Origin of the sequence: Desulfurispirillum indicum S5 (assembly GCF_000177635.2) — a bacterium.
Classification (GTDB): Bacteria; Chrysiogenota; Chrysiogenetes; order Chrysiogenales; family Chrysiogenaceae; genus Desulfurispirillum; species Desulfurispirillum indicum.
The window spans coordinates 1,606,587-1,625,099 of record NC_014836.1; the positions used below are offsets into that span (position 1 = coordinate 1,606,587).

Annotated in this window: 20 protein-coding genes; 14 read left to right on the plus strand and 6 right to left on the minus strand. The window is 50.7% G+C overall.

The features are described 5' to 3' along the window. Genes SELIN_RS07610 through SELIN_RS07650 form a run of 10 tightly spaced genes read left to right on the plus strand, consistent with a single transcriptional unit; the run spans position 1 to position 9,344 of the window. Positions 1-867, plus strand: coding sequence for a recombination-associated protein RdgC (locus SELIN_RS07610; protein WP_013506086.1), 867 nt, complete (start codon positions 1-3; stop codon positions 865-867). Positions 868-870: 3 nt separating this feature from the next. Then, on the plus strand, positions 871-1,191 hold the full coding sequence (locus tag SELIN_RS07615; RefSeq protein ID WP_013506087.1) for a hypothetical protein: 321 nt from the start codon (positions 871-873) through the stop codon (positions 1,189-1,191). After that, positions 1,172-1,669 (plus strand): S26 family signal peptidase, encoded by a 498-nt coding sequence (locus SELIN_RS13950; protein WP_083805965.1) that lies wholly within the window; start codon positions 1,172-1,174, stop codon positions 1,667-1,669. The genes SELIN_RS07615 and SELIN_RS13950 overlap by 20 nt, the downstream gene beginning before the upstream one ends. Continuing rightward, positions 1,669-2,064 carry a hypothetical protein gene (locus SELIN_RS07625; protein ID WP_013506089.1) on the plus strand — a complete coding sequence of 132 codons (396 nt, stop codon included), beginning with the start codon at positions 1,669-1,671 and terminating at the stop codon, positions 2,062-2,064. Before SELIN_RS13950 ends, SELIN_RS07625 begins: the two co-directional genes overlap by 1 nt. Then, the gene (locus SELIN_RS15115; RefSeq protein ID WP_013506090.1) at positions 2,061-2,207 is read left to right on the plus strand and encodes a hypothetical protein; all 147 of its coding nucleotides are present in this window, start codon (positions 2,061-2,063) and stop codon (positions 2,205-2,207) included. The genes SELIN_RS07625 and SELIN_RS15115 overlap by 4 nt, the downstream gene beginning before the upstream one ends. Further along, on the plus strand, positions 2,204-2,866 hold the full coding sequence (locus tag SELIN_RS07630; protein ID WP_013506091.1) for a hypothetical protein: 663 nt from the start codon (positions 2,204-2,206) through the stop codon (positions 2,864-2,866). Before SELIN_RS15115 ends, SELIN_RS07630 begins: the two co-directional genes overlap by 4 nt. Further along, positions 2,863-3,876: a TraU family protein gene (locus SELIN_RS07635; RefSeq protein ID WP_013506092.1), complete on the plus strand. Its 1,014-nt coding sequence runs from the start codon at positions 2,863-2,865 to the stop codon at positions 3,874-3,876. The genes SELIN_RS07630 and SELIN_RS07635 overlap by 4 nt, the downstream gene beginning before the upstream one ends. 9 nt (positions 3,877-3,885) lie before the next feature. Beyond that, a complete protein-coding gene (locus tag SELIN_RS07640) occupies positions 3,886-4,773 on the plus strand; it encodes a conjugal transfer protein TraF (protein WP_013506093.1) in 888 nt (295 codons plus the stop codon). Beyond that, entirely contained in the window at positions 4,770-6,215 is a 1,446-nt protein-coding gene (locus SELIN_RS07645; RefSeq protein ID WP_013506094.1) for a conjugal transfer protein TraH, read from the plus strand. Before SELIN_RS07640 ends, SELIN_RS07645 begins: the two co-directional genes overlap by 4 nt. 3 nt (positions 6,216-6,218) lie before the next feature. Then, a complete protein-coding gene (locus SELIN_RS07650) occupies positions 6,219-9,344 on the plus strand; it encodes a conjugal transfer protein TraG N-terminal domain-containing protein (RefSeq protein WP_013506095.1) in 3,126 nt (1,041 codons plus the stop codon). A gap of 56 nt (positions 9,345-9,400) precedes the next feature. Here SELIN_RS07650 and SELIN_RS07655 read toward each other — a convergent pair whose 3' ends face one another. Further along, positions 9,401-9,703, minus strand: a complete 303-nt coding sequence (locus SELIN_RS07655; RefSeq protein WP_013506096.1) for a hypothetical protein — start codon at positions 9,701-9,703, stop codon at positions 9,401-9,403. Positions 9,704-10,043: 340 nt separating this feature from the next. Here SELIN_RS07655 and SELIN_RS13955 point away from each other — a divergent pair, with 340 nt between their 5' ends. Beyond that, a complete protein-coding gene (locus tag SELIN_RS13955; protein ID WP_013506097.1) occupies positions 10,044-10,613 on the plus strand; it encodes a DUF2726 domain-containing protein in 570 nt (189 codons plus the stop codon). 41 nt (positions 10,614-10,654) lie between these two features. On the opposite strand, the gene SELIN_RS13960 is transcribed toward SELIN_RS13955, so the two are convergent. The 5 genes from SELIN_RS13960 to SELIN_RS07690 all read right to left on the minus strand — a co-directional run bounded on the left by SELIN_RS13960 (position 10,655) and on the right by SELIN_RS07690 (position 16,153). Next, on the minus strand, positions 10,655-12,271 hold the full coding sequence (locus SELIN_RS13960; RefSeq protein WP_013506098.1) for a BRO family protein: 1,617 nt from the start codon (positions 12,269-12,271) through the stop codon (positions 10,655-10,657). Continuing rightward, positions 12,268-12,531, minus strand: coding sequence for a hypothetical protein (locus SELIN_RS07670; protein ID WP_013506099.1), 264 nt, complete (start codon positions 12,529-12,531; stop codon positions 12,268-12,270). Before SELIN_RS07670 ends, SELIN_RS13960 begins: the two co-directional genes overlap by 4 nt. Before the next feature lie 669 nt (positions 12,532-13,200). Beyond that, positions 13,201-14,493, minus strand: coding sequence for an ISL3 family transposase (locus SELIN_RS07675; RefSeq protein ID WP_013506100.1), 1,293 nt, complete (start codon positions 14,491-14,493; stop codon positions 13,201-13,203). 8 nt (positions 14,494-14,501) lie between these two features. Next, the gene (locus SELIN_RS07680; RefSeq protein WP_013506101.1) at positions 14,502-15,545 is read right to left on the minus strand and encodes a DNA adenine methylase; all 1,044 of its coding nucleotides are present in this window, start codon (positions 15,543-15,545) and stop codon (positions 14,502-14,504) included. 392 nt (positions 15,546-15,937) lie between these two features. Beyond that, positions 15,938-16,153, minus strand: a complete 216-nt coding sequence (locus SELIN_RS07690) for a hypothetical protein (protein ID WP_013506102.1) — start codon at positions 16,151-16,153, stop codon at positions 15,938-15,940. Between the two features lie 147 nt (positions 16,154-16,300). Between SELIN_RS07690 and SELIN_RS07695 the strand changes: the two genes are divergently transcribed. The 3 genes from SELIN_RS07695 to SELIN_RS07705 all read left to right on the plus strand — a co-directional run bounded on the left by SELIN_RS07695 (position 16,301) and on the right by SELIN_RS07705 (position 18,396). Then, positions 16,301-16,939, plus strand: coding sequence for a recombinase family protein (locus SELIN_RS07695; RefSeq protein WP_013506103.1), 639 nt, complete (start codon positions 16,301-16,303; stop codon positions 16,937-16,939). A gap of 81 nt (positions 16,940-17,020) precedes the next feature. Next, positions 17,021-17,458 (plus strand): MarR family winged helix-turn-helix transcriptional regulator, encoded by a 438-nt coding sequence (locus tag SELIN_RS07700; RefSeq protein WP_013506104.1) that lies wholly within the window; start codon positions 17,021-17,023, stop codon positions 17,456-17,458. Positions 17,459-17,568: 110 nt separating this feature from the next. Beyond that, on the plus strand, positions 17,569-18,396 hold the full coding sequence (locus tag SELIN_RS07705) for an endonuclease (protein WP_269493434.1): 828 nt from the start codon (positions 17,569-17,571) through the stop codon (positions 18,394-18,396). Positions 18,397-18,513 lie beyond the last annotated feature (117 nt).

Consider the following 18,513-nt stretch of genomic DNA (forward strand, 5'->3'; position numbering starts at 1 on the left):
ATGCATCTGAAACATGTCGCCATCTACCACAGTGATCAACTTGGTGCGCTCACCGAGCAGCAAATTTATAGCGCTCTGGAGCGCATGCCATTTCACGAAACAAGCCCAACCCAGGAGCAGACTATCGGCTGGGCCGCTTTACCCCTTCCTACAGCACCCAAACTTAAGTGTATTGACGGGTGTTATTTCATGCGTGTGCGGCAGGAGACTCGCAAGGTCCCAGCGAGCACAGTCAAGCGAGAAGTCACCAAAAAAATAACTGAACTGCCTTACGTGCCAAAGGCAAAGGAGAGGCGTTCAATAAAAGAGCTCGTCTTCCGTGCGCTGTTAGCGAAAGCACTTCCAGTGCAAAAAGACTTCTTTGTTGTAATTGACCCAACCACTCATACCCTCTTGGTCGAAACTGCTAATGAGAAGCAAGCAGACAGTATTGTAAACCTCATAACAATGAGCTTCGAGCAGGAGGATCTATATCCGCAACCATTTAGTTTCAGCACCCACTTCTCAGCAACTCTCACCCAGTGGGCTAAGGATAAAGAAACTCCCTACTACCAAATCCTGATCCTTGACCGTGCTAGCATGAAACATACTGAAGGCGGCACACTTACATCGAGCGGCAATGATCTTACCGACGATGATTTTCAGGCCCACCTTGATGCCGGGTTCAGAGTGACAAGGCTCGCCCTTGAGCTCGATGAGCAAATGAGCTTCACCCTCACCGAGTCTTTCACGTTCAAGAGCATCAAATTCCTCTACCCAAAACCAGAAGAAGACTGCCCTGAAGACTTCCAACTTGCTGCAGCCAGAAACGGCATTGCAGCTCTGCGATCTGCAATGTCCACCCTTCAAGTACCTGGAAAGGAGTAATCCATGACTGAAAATAAGCCTGCCGGGAACCTGTCTATCACTTATCCCATTCTTGTCGCCATAGCCGTGTCTATGATCACCAGCTACGCGATGACACGCTACAGCTTCCCGGAGCCACCATTTACCAGCGTAATGGTTATCGACAGCTCCAGTTTCACAAAGAATCTGCGTCAATCCTATGTGGATGGTGCAATCTCAGAAGAGCAACTGCGCGAGCAGCTGCGCTCACTCAACCAGCGAGTACAAGGCCACGTCAGCGACGGAGCCCTTGTGCTGGAAAAATCAGCGGTAGTAGGTGGCCCCAATGTCAGGCAAATCAACTAACGCAGGACTACTGGTGCTGCCTCTGCTGCTGACGGCCTTTATCCTGCTTATTGGGTACCTTGCACCACGGCTTGTTGTCAGCACCACTCCCTCACTGCCCCATACCGTGTTCTGGCGCACCGACAAACCAGTCACCAAGCTGATGCTTGGTGACTACTGCCATTTTGCGCCGCCAGCAAGCATCAGCTGGCAACACCTCCCAACCGTTCCAAACCCCATGTTCATTAAGCGAGCCAGCTGCATGCCCGGCCAACAGTTGGTACGCCAGGGCGAGCACTTCTACTGTGATGGCCAATATATCGCCACTGCACTCAAGCGCCGCCAGAGCTTGGAGCGCTACCCCTCGTTCACCTGGGATGGTCCAGTCCCGGCGGGCCAGGTGTTTGTGACTGGCAGCCACCCGCAGTCCCTGGATAGCCGGTATTTCGGCTTTGTCTCGCTCACTGCCATCAACGAGATTTTGAAAGGAGTCCTGTAATGCCTGTAGCCGCCCCTCTCTTCAAAAAACGTCAGGCCACTACACTCAACATCAAGGAGATAATATCCTGCCCAAATTTTCTTCTGTCCCACCACGCAGAAAGCATCACCCGCCAAATTGAGCAGGTGCTGGCTGATCCCGAGTTCTGCCGCACTCGTGATTCCATGGTGTTGGATTTTTCCGAAATCCGGTATTACGCCAGCCGAGCCATCCACGCACTGGTGTTGAGCCTGAATGCCCTCATCAGTCAGCACAGATTCGAGGGATTCATGGTCGAAGGCATGAATCCACTCGGATACGCGCTCGCGCAGCACGTGCTGGAGCAGCAGATCATCCTCAATACCTACATCCATGTTCACGTTCAAGATGAGTTTTCACGGGGAGCAGATATATGAACCCAGCAACCGGTCTGCCACCACTACATCATGACAAATACTTCTGGTTCGCCATGCTCGGCGGGGCCATGATTCCCCTGTCCGTCTACCCCATCGGGTACATCGTGCTGTTTATTGATGCGATCTCCCGGAGTGCATCATGAAAGCCATAGCCCTCCCCATGAGTATTATCATGCTCACTGCCATCTGCCTGGCCAGCCCCGTGCACGACCTGGGCAGCCATGGCCAGGTCTATGAGATCGCAGAGGAAAACGCCCTCAATGCAATCATGCAACGTGCCTCCGAAGTGGACTGGGACAGTCACTTCGATGAAGAAAAGATGAAGCGCATGATCCGCGACTACCGTCCACCCACTCTGACCCGGACCATTCCCACTGCAACAACCGAGAGCGTGCTTGCAGTGGACATGACATTCACCCTGCCATTCGATATCCCCGATGGTAGAGGTGGGATTCTCTATGGTGCCGGGTACCAGTTCAACCCACTTGAGTACCTCACCAGCCCGCTAGAACCCATCGTGCTCATCAATGCAGACGATGACGACCAGGTGCGCTGGTATGTCCAGAGTGAATACCCAGGCACCTACCACTACCTGCTCCTCACTCAGGGTAGCCACTGGATATTCCATGAGGAGTACAGCGATCTTCGTATCACGCCGTACTACGCCAATGATGAATTCCTTGAGAAGTTCCAGGTCACTGCCGTGCCTGCAGTCATTACTCAAGAAGATCTGCACATGAGCGTCCACCAGTTCCCGCCACCCGATGAAAATGACGAGGTGACTGAGGAGGTTGTCCAATGATCAGACTCATTATTGCAATTACCATCAGCCTTGCCACGGCCCATTCATCCCCAGCGAAATGCACTGGCTCATTCCTCAACCCGATCTCAGAAATAGCCTGGCAGAACGTATTTCCTGTGAAAATTGCTACGGCCACTATCATAGCCAGTCCGGAGGACAGCTCTGATATAGCCATTGACACAAGCTATGCGCCAGTATGCACCTGCCCAGCGCCACCACCTCTCATGATGAGAGTTGGTGTACCTATTGGTTATTACGAACCGTCCCATCTGCTTGAGACAGTTAAAGACCCTTTCTGCTTTCCGTCGCTTGGCACCAGCGCACCCATATCCAGTTACCGGGGAAAGCTGGCAGGCACCCACGAGACAGAGGAAACCGATGATATCGGCTATGGCGCGACCTCTGCCCAGGCCCATTACCTCATTTTTCCCGTGTGGGAGATGATGGATATGTTTATCGACATCCTCTGCAAAACGGTCGGCACCGGCATGGACATTGGATACCTCACTGAAGTGGACCCGTTTTGGAACGAGGACAAAATGAGCGTCCTTATGCGGCCCGAAACTATCCTGTTCGCCAATCCTCTGGCCCAGATTTCATGCCTGGCTGATTCCATTGCCGCCAACCTTGGCCGCCCACTTGACCCTATGTTCTGGTGCATGGGCAGCTGGGGCGCAACATATCCCATGACCTCAGTGATCAGCAATCCTGACAGCACCGCAGGGAACGCTGCCCTCGCCGGTCGCTTGATCGCCAATCTCAGTCGCCACGGCATGATTAATGACGGCAACGTGTACCTATGCGCCGATATGCCCACACCCATCTGGATCAAGTCCAACTACCGACTGACGATCTCCCGCCCACAGAAAAGCAACATGGCTATCCCTATAGGGCGAAGCACACTAATTTGGGGCCACTTTAAAAACCCAGGAATTCCGGGTGCTTCACGAGGACCCGATAATTTCATCTGGCCACTGTTCAGCAGGCAATCCTGCTGTGCCAGCTATTAAGGAGTTCGAATGCTTAAACTCTTGACACTTATATGCACTATGGCGGCGGTTGTCCTGTCTGGCCAGGCAGCCGCGCTGGAGCTACCGAACCCCAAGCGCGGATTTTGGTGGGGAGAGAGGGCCCAGGAAGAGCAGCCGGTAACTGAAGAGACTGCGGACAAAGCCCCGGATCTCCCAGCCCCGCCGTTGCGCCTGAGTGACTTCACTCCAGAAGAACTCTGGACTATGCCGCCAAGCGAGTTCAGCGAGCTGGTGGAGAAATTCAGTCACCAGGCCATTCAATTCCCGACTGAGGAGAACGCCTACGCCTATCTGGCGCTCAACGACATCTCCAGGCGCAAGGCACTGGAGTTTACGAACATCACCAGCTTCGTCTCTCAACGCTATCCAGAGTTCTCACCCGGCTACGACCACCCAACCAACGTACCAGGCAGGCAAAGCCTGCTGGCACGGCAGGCCCAGGAGCGGCAGGATGTAATCAGTTCAGCGGCCAATGAATTTGGCCTGCTGTACTTCCACGATCCAAGCTGCAGCGCCTGTGTGGCTCAGGAAGGCATCCTGCAGTTCTTCAATCGCAAGTACCCATCCTGGGGCATCAGGCCGGTCAATATCAGAATGGAGCCTTATGCAGCCGCTCAGTTTGGAGTGCAGCGCACACCAACAATTATCGCAGTGCATCTGCAAAGCGACGAATGGCTCCCGGTCACCAACGGTGCCGAATCACTTGACAATATTGAGGAGCGCTTGTTCTGGACTATTCGCTATCTACGAGGCGAGACCAACCCGCAAAACTTCGGAGATTTCCAGTATCAGCAGCAGCGAGACCAGAACAGAAACCATGATCTCTTCGAGCGCTATCAATATATTCAGAACCAATCTTCAAGGAGCAACCCATGAAGCTCAAATCACTCATAATCGCATCTCTTATAGCCACTGCCCCAGTAGTGGCATCCGCCCAATCTATTGACTCCTGGTATGACCAGAAGACCCGGTATGGCAGGCAAAGTATTTCTGGCGAAACCCGCACCTACCACACTGCTGGCAGCGCCAGCTACCGCATATCACCCCAAAGCAACTATCTTATGAGCATCCAGCCGCCACGCATTCAGTCAGGTTGCGGTGGAATAGATATCTTCATGGGTAGCGCTTCATTCCTCAACCGAAATTTTCTTGTAGAACGATTTGAGGGCATGCTGCAAGCGGCTCCATATGTGATGATGGATATAGCCGTTAATGCTCTCAATCAACAGCTCGGCGGAGCTGTCAGCCGCGCACAATCTATCATCGACCGCCTGAACCAACTGCAATTTGATGAGTGCTCATCTTCAAAGGTCATGGTGACCCAGGTCATGGGCATGAGTGGTGCCCTCGGCGACAGGCGAGAAGAAATCGAGGGCGACGCCATCAGGGAGTGGGGCGTTCGCTCTGGTACTGCAGGGTTCATGCACGGCATCACACGCGACTGGGGTGCTTTACGCGATGAGTTCACCACAACAACGCACCAGGACTTGCTGGCTGGTTGTACCGATATCTTCAAAGACGTTTTCCAGCCAGGATCAATGATCGACAACGTGCTCTATGCATTCTATGGAGCCTCAGTAGCCGTCTATGCTGACATTATTCGGGGCCTTGTGGGCGATGTGAGGATTTTGGATATTCACTCAGGTGGAGTGCCAACTGGTAACCTTCAAGCCCGCGCAATCCTGCCTTGCCAGCCCGCAGATAGTGCTGACCTGCGCACTATCGCTTTTGGGAACATTCAGATTCAGGAGTTCCCAGAGTATGAATGCAAACTGCCCGCAGATAGTCGATCACGAATTCACGAGTATGTCGGAAGTCTTCTCAGTGATCTGACCGCCTCACTAAGGAGCTATAACAACCACAGCCTCACTGCTGACCAGCAGGCAATGCTCCAAGTCATCACCATTCCCGTCATCGAAACTGTTCGTACAGCCATCGAGGAAGAGCTTGAAGATGATGTAATCAGAAGGCTCGCCGAACTAATCTCCCTGAACCTCGCCTACCAGATGATCTACAACTTTCACACTATTGCAACCGCAGCAATCAATGAGGCCGAAGATGTGCTGAAGGCAGAGCGTGGCGCAAAACCAGGTGAGCTGACTTTTACTTGCCGCTACGACATCTTTGATGAGGGCTTCAGTTCTTTGCTTGAGCTCAGGGATAACTCAAAAAGCATGATCACTCACCTGGCAGCCCAATACTCCGAAATCGAACACACTACAGTCGAAGCAGTAGATCGCCTTTACCGCCTCAGTGAAATTCGCCGTGAGAACGCGGAAACAGGCTCATTACCCGTAAGCACGAGAAATGAGGAGTAACCAATGGAAATTACTATCTACGGTGGATTTAACACCGTTACCGGCATTATGCAGCAAATTGCCTTATTCTTCTCAGATTCGTCCTTACCGATGGTATTTATTGCCATGTTTGTAGCCGGTGTCCTGGGCGCAGGGATTAACGAATTCTATTCAGGTATCCAAAGGGGCAAGTCCACGATAGTGGCCGCCCTGATTACCTGTTTGCTCGGCCTGGCCTTATCCAAGGTCTTTATCTTCAACACGGGCAACCTGGTGATTTATGACCGCACCTCCAATCAGCATGCTATAATTAGTGATGTGCCTGATGGTCTGCGGATCATGTACCGGCTCTTCAACACCCTGGAAAACTTCTTTGTTGAGCGCTGGTACACTGCCAGCCATCACCCAGCCCTTGACTACCGCGACAACGCCAATGGCATCGGGTTTGACATGTTTCTGAACGCTTCCAAGGTAGGCGGCATCCCCAATGACCCACTTATTAACCGCTCATTGCAGCGCTACTGGACAGATTGCGTGACCTTTGCCCTGAAGGTTCCGGCCAGCAACCTCACTATGGCCGAGATGATGCACGGCGATGCCCCTGGCGGCCTGATCGCATCATTCGGTAAAGCGCAGCACCCAATGCTCCAGACCCAGTTCTATCAATCCAACGATACCCATAAAAGCGGCACCTGGATGAGCTGCAGGGATAGTTGGGACAACATCAGGCCATATATCACCAATCCGGCAAACTTTACCCAAAGCCGGGACAGGATATGCGCATCAGCTGGAGTTGATATCAACGACCCGTTGCAACTGCAAAGCTGTGAGCAAAAAATCAACCAGCACATTCAGTTCATCTCCAATGGCCAGGTCACAGGCGGTCTTGGCCACTTCAACGCGCTGATGAATCTGGCCAGATCAACTTTCGAAGTCACGAAAATCGGTGGCGACCATGCTATTAACCGATTTATCCAGCAAGATTTCACGGTCAAGGGAATCGGCGCAATCATGGGCTCATCAGGTTACATGGGCGAAGCTCGCTACGCCATGTTTGCTATCGTTGGGGCGATGTCGTGTGTATTGATGCTCCTGTGGCCGACACCTGTATTTGGGAAGGCCTTTGCAGGGATCATCTACCTGTGGGGGTTCATATTCTTCTGGGCAATTGGTGATGCTATTGCCCATAAAATTGCTGTTGACCGGGCATTTGACCTGTACGCAGAACTCCGGGCTACTGGCGGCACTATTGGAATAAACACCCTCTTTCATATCCCCAGCGAGACCGCAAAGGCGCTTGGGGTGTTCGGCCAAATGCGGGCCTACTCAATGCTGGTCGCCACAATCATCACTGGATTCCTCTTCAAGGTATCAAGCCCAGGCATGGCCCAGCTTGGCAGCCGCATAGGTGGTGCGATGTCTGATATTGGCAGCTCGGCAGCTGAAAGGATGATGACACCAGGTGGGTACAATTCCACCATTGAGAGCACTAAAATGGGACAGGGCCATCTGCAGCAGTCGCTTTATAATACAGGGCATGGCTATGACGAGTATTCTAATGCGGAAGCGAATAGAGTTGGAAAAGACTTTGGCCAAAACTTCATCCAGTCTGATGTCGCGGAGGCCCTTGATAAACAGGGACTGCTCCCCAATAACATTCCAGGAGGAAACATGGCGGCACTAGGTGCTGCCGGTGGCAGCACATTCAGGATTGCGGCTGACGGCGGAGTTGCGGATGGTGCGATTAATCCAGATACGAGCAAACTCTCAACGATGATGATAACGAAAGCAGGTACCGAGAATCCTGATGGAACATTCACAGGCGTTGAAAAACACGGCACCCCAGACCTTGGTTACCTCCAGGTATCCGCAGGCACTGCCACACAACAGGCAGCGCGTGACACCTACCAGCAGATGGATCAGAATCAGCAGGCCGCGGCCCGAGCATACACCGAAAGCACCAGCACACTTGATAGCCAACGGCAGAACTTTGATGAAACCGTGAGAAATTCGGATGTATACAGTCGGCAGGATCGGGAAGCGCTGGCGCATGTACAAGCGCAACAGGGAACACTCGCGACAGGACTTGCCAAAAAAATATCTGATAGCACAGGGATGGACTACAAAGATGCTCAATCAATTGCAAGAGCACTTACTGCCTCAGTTACTGCCAGTGCAAGTGTTGGTACCCCTGGTGGAAGTATCTCTCCTGTAAAAGCGAAGCTGGAAGCCGCGCTTAAAGCCGAAGGCAGGTCACTTGATGAAGAAACTATCACTCGCGCCCTTAACTCTCTTGAATCTGACGACTGGAGCAAAGTCAGGAGCTTCCAGGAAACCCAATCCCAAACGTACAGTGGGCTTGCTGAAAAAGCCACCAGCTCATCTGACGAAAACGCCATCGCTGCTGCGCGTGGGCTGGTTCACAGCCTTGACACCCAGCGTCAAGCATCTGAAGCATTCACAGAGTCCAATACCCGCCTGTCTGCCGCCGGGCAAGTCTTGGAGCGTGCAGAAACAGACTCAACATCCAGAAACAGTAACTTGTCTGCAGTGGTTCTTGACAGGCTCAAACAGACCTATGGGGATGGCGCTGCTGACACTCTCCTGCGCGAAGCAAACACCAGTGGAAACGCGGCAGCTCGCGCCAAGGTGGATGAGGTAGCTGCTCAGGTAGCCCAGCAGGAGATCAAGACAGAGTTTGACAGAACACTGGGCAAAAAGATGGCAGATGTGCAGAGCACTACCGCGAACATCGAACCTCCTAAGTCCCAGGCTGAGGTTGCCGACGGGTACGAAAATCGAAACTATGAATCCGGAGTGCCAAAGTCCGATAGGAACAACCTGGTTATGCCCCCTCTGCCAGATGGCACTCCACCAATATCCGATGAAAACCCAACTGGCCACCTTGTCCCTGCAGCCCAGATCAATGCGGCTGCAGCACAAGGTTCTGGTGATTTTAACGATCAAACGTACACAGCCACCCATACACCAGGATCAGGAAAAGAGGAGATAAAGGAAAAAGAGGAATATATGAGAACAAGGGGAGTTCATTATAATAATAACCCAAAGGGCAAAGTAACAGATGAGCAGCGGCACGAAGCAAACTCTGCAGCCCCGATAAGAGGCTTCAGACATAACCGCTCAGACTGACAACACCACCCAACAAAAAAGCCACCCGAAAGGGTGGCTTTTTTGTTAAAACTCGTTTATCGATCCCAGTTCCAGTGGTTATCGAGGCTTAAATCAAAAGTATTCTTCACATCATCATCACACAATCCACTCGTTACATTCAACCCTGTCTCAATCCAAGGCTTCTGCCCCTCAACGGGACCCAAATGAGTGAGCTGTCGGCCTTCATGGAAATCAGCGGGAACAGGCACCTGGTCTGCGGGAGTATCCATGCCATTTGCCTTGCGGATCTTCTCACGTAAAGCGAGGAAGTAAACTGCCAGAACGCCGAAAACAAGAAGTGCGATAACGCTATATTGTAAAAACAGTAAAGTATTCATCTCTTTTATCTCCCTTGATTTACTTGAATCTCAGATAGTAGTATTATCGGAATTCCCAGCGCAAAAGTCAAGGAAAAAATCGCCGCAATGCATTATTTTACATTGAGTTATCCACAACCTCCGCCATTTTAGCCACCGTGCCTTCCTCCACCGACGGCCACCGGGCCGCCCGGCGTGGGGGGTACCCCTATGGGGGGTCGCCGGGTCTGCGGTGGGTAAATTATGTATAAATCTGCTTCCATTATTGACTTTCAAGTCTAGTTGGATACAGTACATCCAAAAATATAACCCAAATACTGTAAAACAGCACAACAAAATATTTCTGTAGAAAGAGTTTATTATGAGAGCCCTTCTTATAGCCACTACCCTGGCTGGTATTTTCTTCATTTCTGGTTGCGGAGAAGCGCCTTATCAAAACAACTATAAGCGCACATCAGGGTACTCCACTCAGCAAACCCCAACCTACCCAAAGCAAACAAGTAATACACCCCAGCAGCAATTGGCAATTGCACGCAATGGTAACTATTTCAGGAAAAATATCCTTAATAATGAAGAGAGGAAGTTATACTGGGCTCTTGTTCATAAATTAAAAGGCAAAAAACTCACTATCATACCCCAGGTAAGCCTCGGTGAAGTAATTGGCTCCAAGATTGACAGTGAATTTTACGCTATTAACTCCAAGCGCTGCGATTTTTGCATTGTCGATCAAGACACGTTTTTACCGTTGTTCGCCATTGAATACTACGGTGATGGCCGCAACTACGGCTTAAACAGCGGGAGCAATAATATACGAGATGCAATCAAACAAACTGCCCTGGAGATAGCAGGGGTAACCTACATAATAGTTAGACCGCAAGACCTGAGTGATATTGATTCGTTTATAGACAGAGAAATTCTTGGCCGTATCTGAAACACTCGTCCGGCAGATTTTCTCTGCCGGACGAGTTCGCATTAGTTTAGCTTCTGCATCATTGAGTCAATCTTCCTAGATAGCTCAGTAAACGCTGAATGCTCCCGTTGCACCGCTGAGTTCGCTATGGCGCTCTGCTCAAGCCTGGCGAAATGATCTTCCAGGCGCACAACTCTACCACGCAGGTCCTCACCACCAGACTCAAGAGTTGAAACCCGCCCTTCAAGAGCAGCGATCTTGGTCTTGAAATTTGTCAGTGCTCCGTGAATCTGCACGCCATAGTTCTCAATACCCTCCCGAACCCTTTCTCGTACATGATTTCTCACCATATCAAGGGCAAGACGATGAACCTCCAATTCTTTTTCGTAGTCCTGGCGGGTTTTACCCTGACCAGTCAACTTCTCAGTGACTTTTCCAGGCCCAATAAACAAGTCCTGGGAATCCGGGTGGGTGATATTGAAGTACCTATAATACTTCACGGCCTCTGGTAATCTGCTGGCCTCTACCACTGCCCGGCTGGCGTTATAGGACAGCATTACCCGCAATCCTGACCAGGCATTAAACCAGATAAAATCTCTACCCTCCATAAGGGAAAGATCAGCGCAGCGTCGCTTCCACCAACTACTGAACACTTCCTTGTACCCGATCAGATCATACAACTCCTGAGCGTCATAAAACTCTTCCTCAATACCACCAAGCAGCACCCTTTGTGGCGCTATTGGAAAATCCCTCTCCAAGGAGGAAGATGCAGGCGCTTCAGAATGCGGTACCCTTTTCTGGCCAGCCAGGGCATGCTCATACTTCCCATGTTTCCGAATGGCCGGAAGAACCTCCGAGGTCACCCAGCGCCGGAATTTCTTTGCCTCTGGTTTGCGACTTTTCAGGATGGCATTGTAAAGTCCTGACTCGTTGATTATCGTCAACTCTACCTGCCGCGAAATGGCTCCATGACGGTTTTGGCTAGATGTGTCCACATTGTGGACACCCTTTTCATCATCATCCAACATGCGAACCATATGAGGTGCATGCTTGAAGTCAAGCGCCTTGGCAATATCACTGGCCACGAACCATACCTGCTCATCCAGAATCACCGTGCGCACCTCACACTCTCCAAAATGGAACACCATGGGCGCTTCGCTATCCTGGCCAGCCCTCTGGATTCCTTCGCCGCTCCTCTCGCTATCCATCTCACAGCGCGACTCTATAGCTTCCCGTTCATCAAGATGCCTCTCGAAGGACTCCCGTGCCAGCTTGTCAAAGTCAATCAGTCGCTTTGATCCGGATTCACCTGAATCAAGAGATGCTCCCGCATTTTTCTCACTGGCACTGCCTGAGCACAGCTGATCGCGGTAAAGCGGGAGGAGTTCTTTTTCTGCCCAGCGGATAAATCGGCGAGTGGCTATAAATTTTTTTGAGTGGGAGGTTGCGAGCTTGACATAGAGCCCTCTAAGGCTAACACAGAGCATTGGCATACGGCCTTCTGGGCTGAGTTTTCTGCACCAATTTTCATCATCATCCAGGCTCCGCACTATATCTTTGGCAGTCTGATATTCCAGCGCCTTGGCAATATCCCGGCCCAAAAACCACACCTGTCCATCGAGGGCAATAACCCTGAGACGCAGCCCACAATAGCTATGCTCATTAAAGGTGACTTTCATACATCACCCCCAGTAGACCCTACAAGTGCCTCAGCGTTGTTTCGGGTAATTACCAGCTCTTCCTGAATGCCACGCATTAAACGAACAAGCCCCTCACGGCAATTACCTGTCATGTCTGACAGGTCCTGGTGAAGGGCGTAGATGATAAAGTCAATGCGCTGCTGGGAGGACTCTACAGAGTCAATAATGTTGAGCAGGGTGGTGTGAACCGGTGGTGGAGACTCAGGAATGGTTGGAAATACAGACGTTGTTCGGGCCATGATGGCACCTCCAAGGTTTTTTTAGTGTGCCACTCATGTATGCGTGAATGGCGGGCGCACTAACGGTACCTTAGGAACCGCCCCGGTATTCCCCGTAAGGGTATTGTATTTCCGGCTGTAACCCGCCAATAATGGACAGCAGATACAAAAAAGCCACAGCTTACGGGTGCGGGTGTCCGCTAAGGTTTTGTTAGATCTTCAGGATAGGTGAAAATTGGCGGGGATGTCAAGGGGGGAGTTATATGGTCGTTCTCGAACGGTCGCCAGTAAGCAGCTAAGCGGTAATAATTTATGTGCGATAGGTAATGAAGCGCACGAGCATGATTATCAACTCGCATACCTCGGGAGATAAGCAACTCTAGCTGCTCATGATAGGTTTTCGGAGGTTTCGTGAATTGCATTAATAGACCCCAAAAAAATAACCCCCCATGGTGCGCAGATCTGACGGGATGCGTGGGGGGTGTTGTTAAAAAACAAGCTAACACTTCACGAAAAAAAATCAAGCGAAATTTTTTTGCCAACCTTAAAGGCTCATTCGATCAAGCGTAATTCACCAGCTATTTCCTCTATCACACCCCTGCCCCGCACTCTCTGACAATACTGCAAATAATGGGTATACGGATTTAATGGTTGATGGGGCATCTTCACTCCACCAACCTGATGCCACCCTCAGATGGTTGATAGATCGACCCCGTAGTTGAGTTCCTCTAAGAAGTCTGGCAGTCCATAACCGATGGTTTTCTTGTAGAACGGAGAGACCTTCGCAGTCGGGGCCTTCTTCTTGTGCTTGGTGGTGTAGAGCATTCGTGCCCGCATCACCTCGAAGGAGTAACCACGTCCTTCACGGTTCTTGTCCTTGGCCAATCGGTTGATCGACTCAGTGTAAGCGTTAGTGACGGGCATGTCTGTCTCAAAGTAGGTCATGATCTCTTCGCGCCAGTTGCCCACAGCCCTGACCAGATCGCTCCAGACTTCCTTCTGGCCCTTGGGGATGGTGTCTATCCAGTCGTCCAGGGCGGCCTCTGCCTGTACCCGTGTGGAGGCGTCCCAAATACCGTAGAAACGCTCCTTGTGTTCGTATGCGGCTCGCAGCTGCGGGAATGCACCCGTCCATGTTTCCATGATTAACCACTCCCGGTCTGAGACTTCGTGAGCACGTTTCAGCAGGATTTTCCGGTCTCCCTTGAGGGTTCGGCTTTGGGCGGGTTTCAGATCCTTTCTGAGACCCTTACGCACCTTCTCCAAGGCATCGTTGGCCATACGCACCACATGGAACTTATCGACCACAATGCGGGCCTGTGGCAGCACGGACTTGACCGCTGCCCGGTAGGGGTTCCACATGTCCATGCTGACGATCTCGACCTTTTGTCGGTCTTTCAGCTTCATTAGGTAGTTGGTTACCACATCCTGTCGGCGTGTAGCCAGCAGGTCGAGCAGGGTTCGCTCCTCGATGTTGGTCAGAATGCAGCGGTAGCGCTTGTTCAGGTACAGCTCGTCGATACCCAAAATGCGGGGTGTCTCGAAGCGGTGCCAGCGCCCCAGGAACTCGGCGCGGGCGTTGAAGATGTCGCGTACCGTCTTCTCGTCTAGACCGGTCTGTGCCGCTACGAAGGTGTAGGGGTGATTGAAAGATTCCTTCTCCACGTATTCATGCAGACGCAACGTCATGCGGAAACCGTCCACCATCTCCGGTAGCTGGGGCCTGAAGGTGGTCTTGCAGGCCCGGCAGGTGTACCGGCGTCGGACTACCCAGAGGGTGACCCGCTTGCCGTGGATGGGCAGATCACGATAGGGAACATCACGCTTGCCGAACCGCACGAACTCACCCTGCACTCCGCATTCTTCGCAGGCAATGGGATCGGGCGCGTCCACTTGGAAGTGCATTTCGTCGTCGGTTGTTTTGCAGCCAAGCACCTCATACTCTGGCAAATGTATGCTGTTACTTTCTTGTAAATCGTTCATTCAATATCCTAAAAAAGGTGCCCGTAATGCCTGGTGATATGTTCTCGACTGATCCCTGTCATCCGAGACACCTCCACTTTTGTCACTTTTTTCTTCATGCGCTTCAGACTGTAAATCGCTTCTTTTATTGCGGACTCGGACTGTTCCCGCCTATGTCGGTGAACCCTCAAGGCCGCCTTTTGGCGGTTTGTCAGGTCTGAATCACTCTCAATATCCTGATATGTGGGAAAATCTTTTTTATTCAAACAGTTGGGAGACACCCAAAGACATTCCGTCCTCTTTGTTCGAGTTTTGCTTGTGCTGGCGTATGTCTCTATATCTACTCGATTCCATCCCGCATTTTCTAACGGAAGGTAAACAGGTGTTTTATAACCCGACAAAACAAACATCCCGCTAGACGACAGCAGCAGATCGACAAGCGTATGATGATCCTCAATGGTCATTTCATTCTCATACTGACCATTAATTCGAGTGTCTGGCACATACGGGGGATCGAGATAGAACAGGGTTCCAGGTCTATCATATCGAGGGATTAGATCAGTGAAGCACAGGTTTTCAATCTGAACTTTTCGCATTCTCGCTTGCACATTGGGAAGACGCTCTATGCCCGTGTGAAACTTGCGAACGCTGGCACTGTATCCACCTGCCGGAGCGTCAACGCAGTATGACCACTGCTTAGCTAAGCCCCCGTGAGACTGGCGTTGCACAACGATCATGAGCCTTGCAAGCTCAATTTCATCATATTCATCATCGATAGATGCAGCTGCGGCCTTGAACTCATCTCTACTGTATGGGGTTAATTCCAGTCTGCGAACCAGCTCTTGAGTTTTTCGCTTGTCGGATAGCACATTAAACAGACTGGTCATCTTTCTGTTCAGATCGTTATATACCTCAACTTTGCTTGGTTTTTTGCCAAGCAGAACAGCTCCACTTCCACCAAACACATCGACATACGTCTGATGATCTGGAAAGTGCTTAACGATCTCCTTTACCAGCCTGCTTTTACTTCCGAACCACGTAACAGGCGGCGGTACTGGCTCATATTGCTTCATTCTCACTCCAAGCAACCATATATCACATAGATAGATATTATGTGATATATGGTTAGGAGGCAACAAAACAACCAGCTTTTCCGTTGAGAAAATGAAATTTGTGAATGAACGCCAAGGTAGAGATCAACCAGATATTCCGGTTACCCCAAATAATCATCGCATTGACATCCTCCCCGGCCAGAAGGCCAGAGATTCCCCGGCACCTGCCGGCCGCCCACAACACAGAGAGATCCCCCGGTATCCACCGGCCGCCCACGGCCCGAGAGAGCACCCCCGGTACCCGCCGACAACCCACGGCGCCGAGGAGATCACCTGGTGCCTGCCAGCTGCCCGCAGCCCGGAGAGATATCCTCGGCATTCGTCCCGGTGCCCAGCCCTGGAGAAACCTTAGTTCACCTAACCTTACTCGCAATATATTGCAGTTCTTTTTGCACCTCGCGCAGTACTTCCACAAGGCCTGCATGATCTACCTCAGAGATCGAAGAAATTTCGCCACCGAGCGCAAAAGCGACAAGTCCAATCTTTGACCCCAACTTCCCCAATAAGTCCTGGATTTCTAAAACCTCAATCCTAGCCTCAACTCGATTAAGATACTCATTCTGTGACATTTACAACTCCTTAATAATTATTAAGGAGTAAATCGTGCGAAACTAGATAAAACTGAAAATTACAACTAATTTTCCAGGAAACTTCCGGTGGCTCCCATTTTAATCATAGAGGTAGATGTACTTCGATTAAGTCAAAGGAGCTATACAATGTCAATTATAGGATATGCGCGAGTGTCAGCGAATGACCAATCTCTTGATATTCAGATCGAGAAGCTCATGAAAGCAGGATGCACTAAAATTTTCCGTGAAAAGATCAGTGGTGTAGCCAAGATAAAACCCGAGCTCTCCAGCCTTATGGAATATATACGTGAAGGGGACACTGTCATTGTAACCAAACTTGATCGCATTGCCCGCAGCACAAAGCATTTGCTTGAGATCGTAGATTCTCTTGAAGAAAAATCTGTATCTTTCAGAGTCCTTAATATCGACTTAGACACATCCACCCCTACAGGTCGCCTCATGATCACCATGCTTGGCGCAATAGCGGCATTTGAAAGAGAGATGCTCCGCGAACGCCAAGCAGAGGGCATCGCAAAAGCAAGGGAGAAAGGAAAATATAAAGGACGCAAACCTGTGGCGAGAGCAAAGACCGAACAGATCATCTCGATGACAAAAAGGAATATCCCTCGCCGTCAGATAGCCAGGGAACTTGGCGTGAGCTCAGCATCTATATATCGGATATTGAAAGAGAATGGGGTGAAGCTACCTGTGATACTTGGTGAAAGATCTGGCACAGGAGAAGAAATTGCCAGTTTACTTACATCAAAGACTCCCTCCAATCCGTGAGATGAATCCGACCCATAAAGATTTGCATAGTATAAATTGAAATGCTAATTTGCGTATAATTTAACCACTCAGGAGGTACTGATGTCAAAAAAAGACACTATAGATAAGCTTGTCAAGAAAATCACCGAATTTGAAAAATCCTACAAGAGAGCGGTAGATCGCAATATCAAAAAACTTGGGGTATCCCCTTCGCAGTTTAAAGTCCTTAAAACACTAGGCGAACGAGGCTCCCTGAAATTCAAGGATGTCTGCGACGCAACACTCATCACAAAGGGCACCATGACCGGTGTCGTTAACAGGCTTATCAAGGCCGGCCTCGTTGAAAAAGAGCAGGACGTGAAAGACACTAGAGCCTGGATTCTCTCTTTAACACCAAAAGGGAAAGTGGATTATGTGTCCCTGAATAAAAATTACAGCCAACTGGTTTCCAGTATCTTTAAAGGGGAAACTGAAGAGCGCCTCAAGCAATACATCACCCAGCTAAATTCATTGCAAGCTATCATTAATCAGAGCGTGTAATGAAGATTCGCAGAATACTTGCCACCACCCTTCCTATGCTTCTCTTCACGATATTAACAGTAACGTCCCTTTATGCTTCACCGGCCAATTTTACACAGGCCAAAACACTAATGAAGCAGGTATATGAGGATAATCCCGTTACTTTTTACTGCGAGTGCTCTATCACATGGCAGGGCAATAAGGGTGCAGGGACTATTGACCTTGAGGGATGCGGGTACAAGATCAGAAGAAATGAGACCAGGGCAAGCCGGGTGGAATGGGAACATGTGCTCCCAGCCCACTCTTTCGGACACCAACGCCTATGCTGGCAAGATGGTGGCAGAAGCAACTGCGTAAGGACTGACCCCGTGTTCAGGGCCATGGAAGCAGACATGCACAACCTGACCCCCGCAATAGGCGAAGTCAACGGCGACCGTAGCAACTACCGCTTCGGTGTCTTACCAACCACCGATTATCAGCACGGCAGCTGCGATTTCAAAGTGGACTTCCAACAGCGGGTAGCCCAACCACGTCCTGAAATTCGTGGTGATATTGCCCGGATATATTTTTACATGCACGACCGGTACAACCTGCGTATGTCAGACTCCCAGGAAAAACTCTTGATAGCCTGGCACAAGCAAGACCCGGTTGACGAGTGGGAACTGGAGCGGGACAGGCGAATTGCAGGCCATATAGGACACAGCAACCCCTTTGTCACTGGTGAGCGCACCTGGCACCGGGGTTACCGGCCAACTGGCGACGGACTCACCGAGAATGCCACTTCCAATCAACCACCCATTGACCTCACGGGCCCGGTGCGCGGTAACCAACGCTCAAAGATTTTCCATCGACCTGATTGCCCTGGCTACGACACCATTAGCGAACACAACAGAGTCGAATTTGCCAGCCCCAAGGCCGCTGAGGATGCAGGGTATCGAATTGCGGGCAATTGTCCTTGAGTGGCAAGCTCCCAGGAGGTATATTATCTCATTAGGGTATACTTGTGTGAAAATTTTGTATAGAGTGTGAAATGTGTCTCAATGGAGTTGTTTTTGCTGTTTTGAGATAGATGTCTT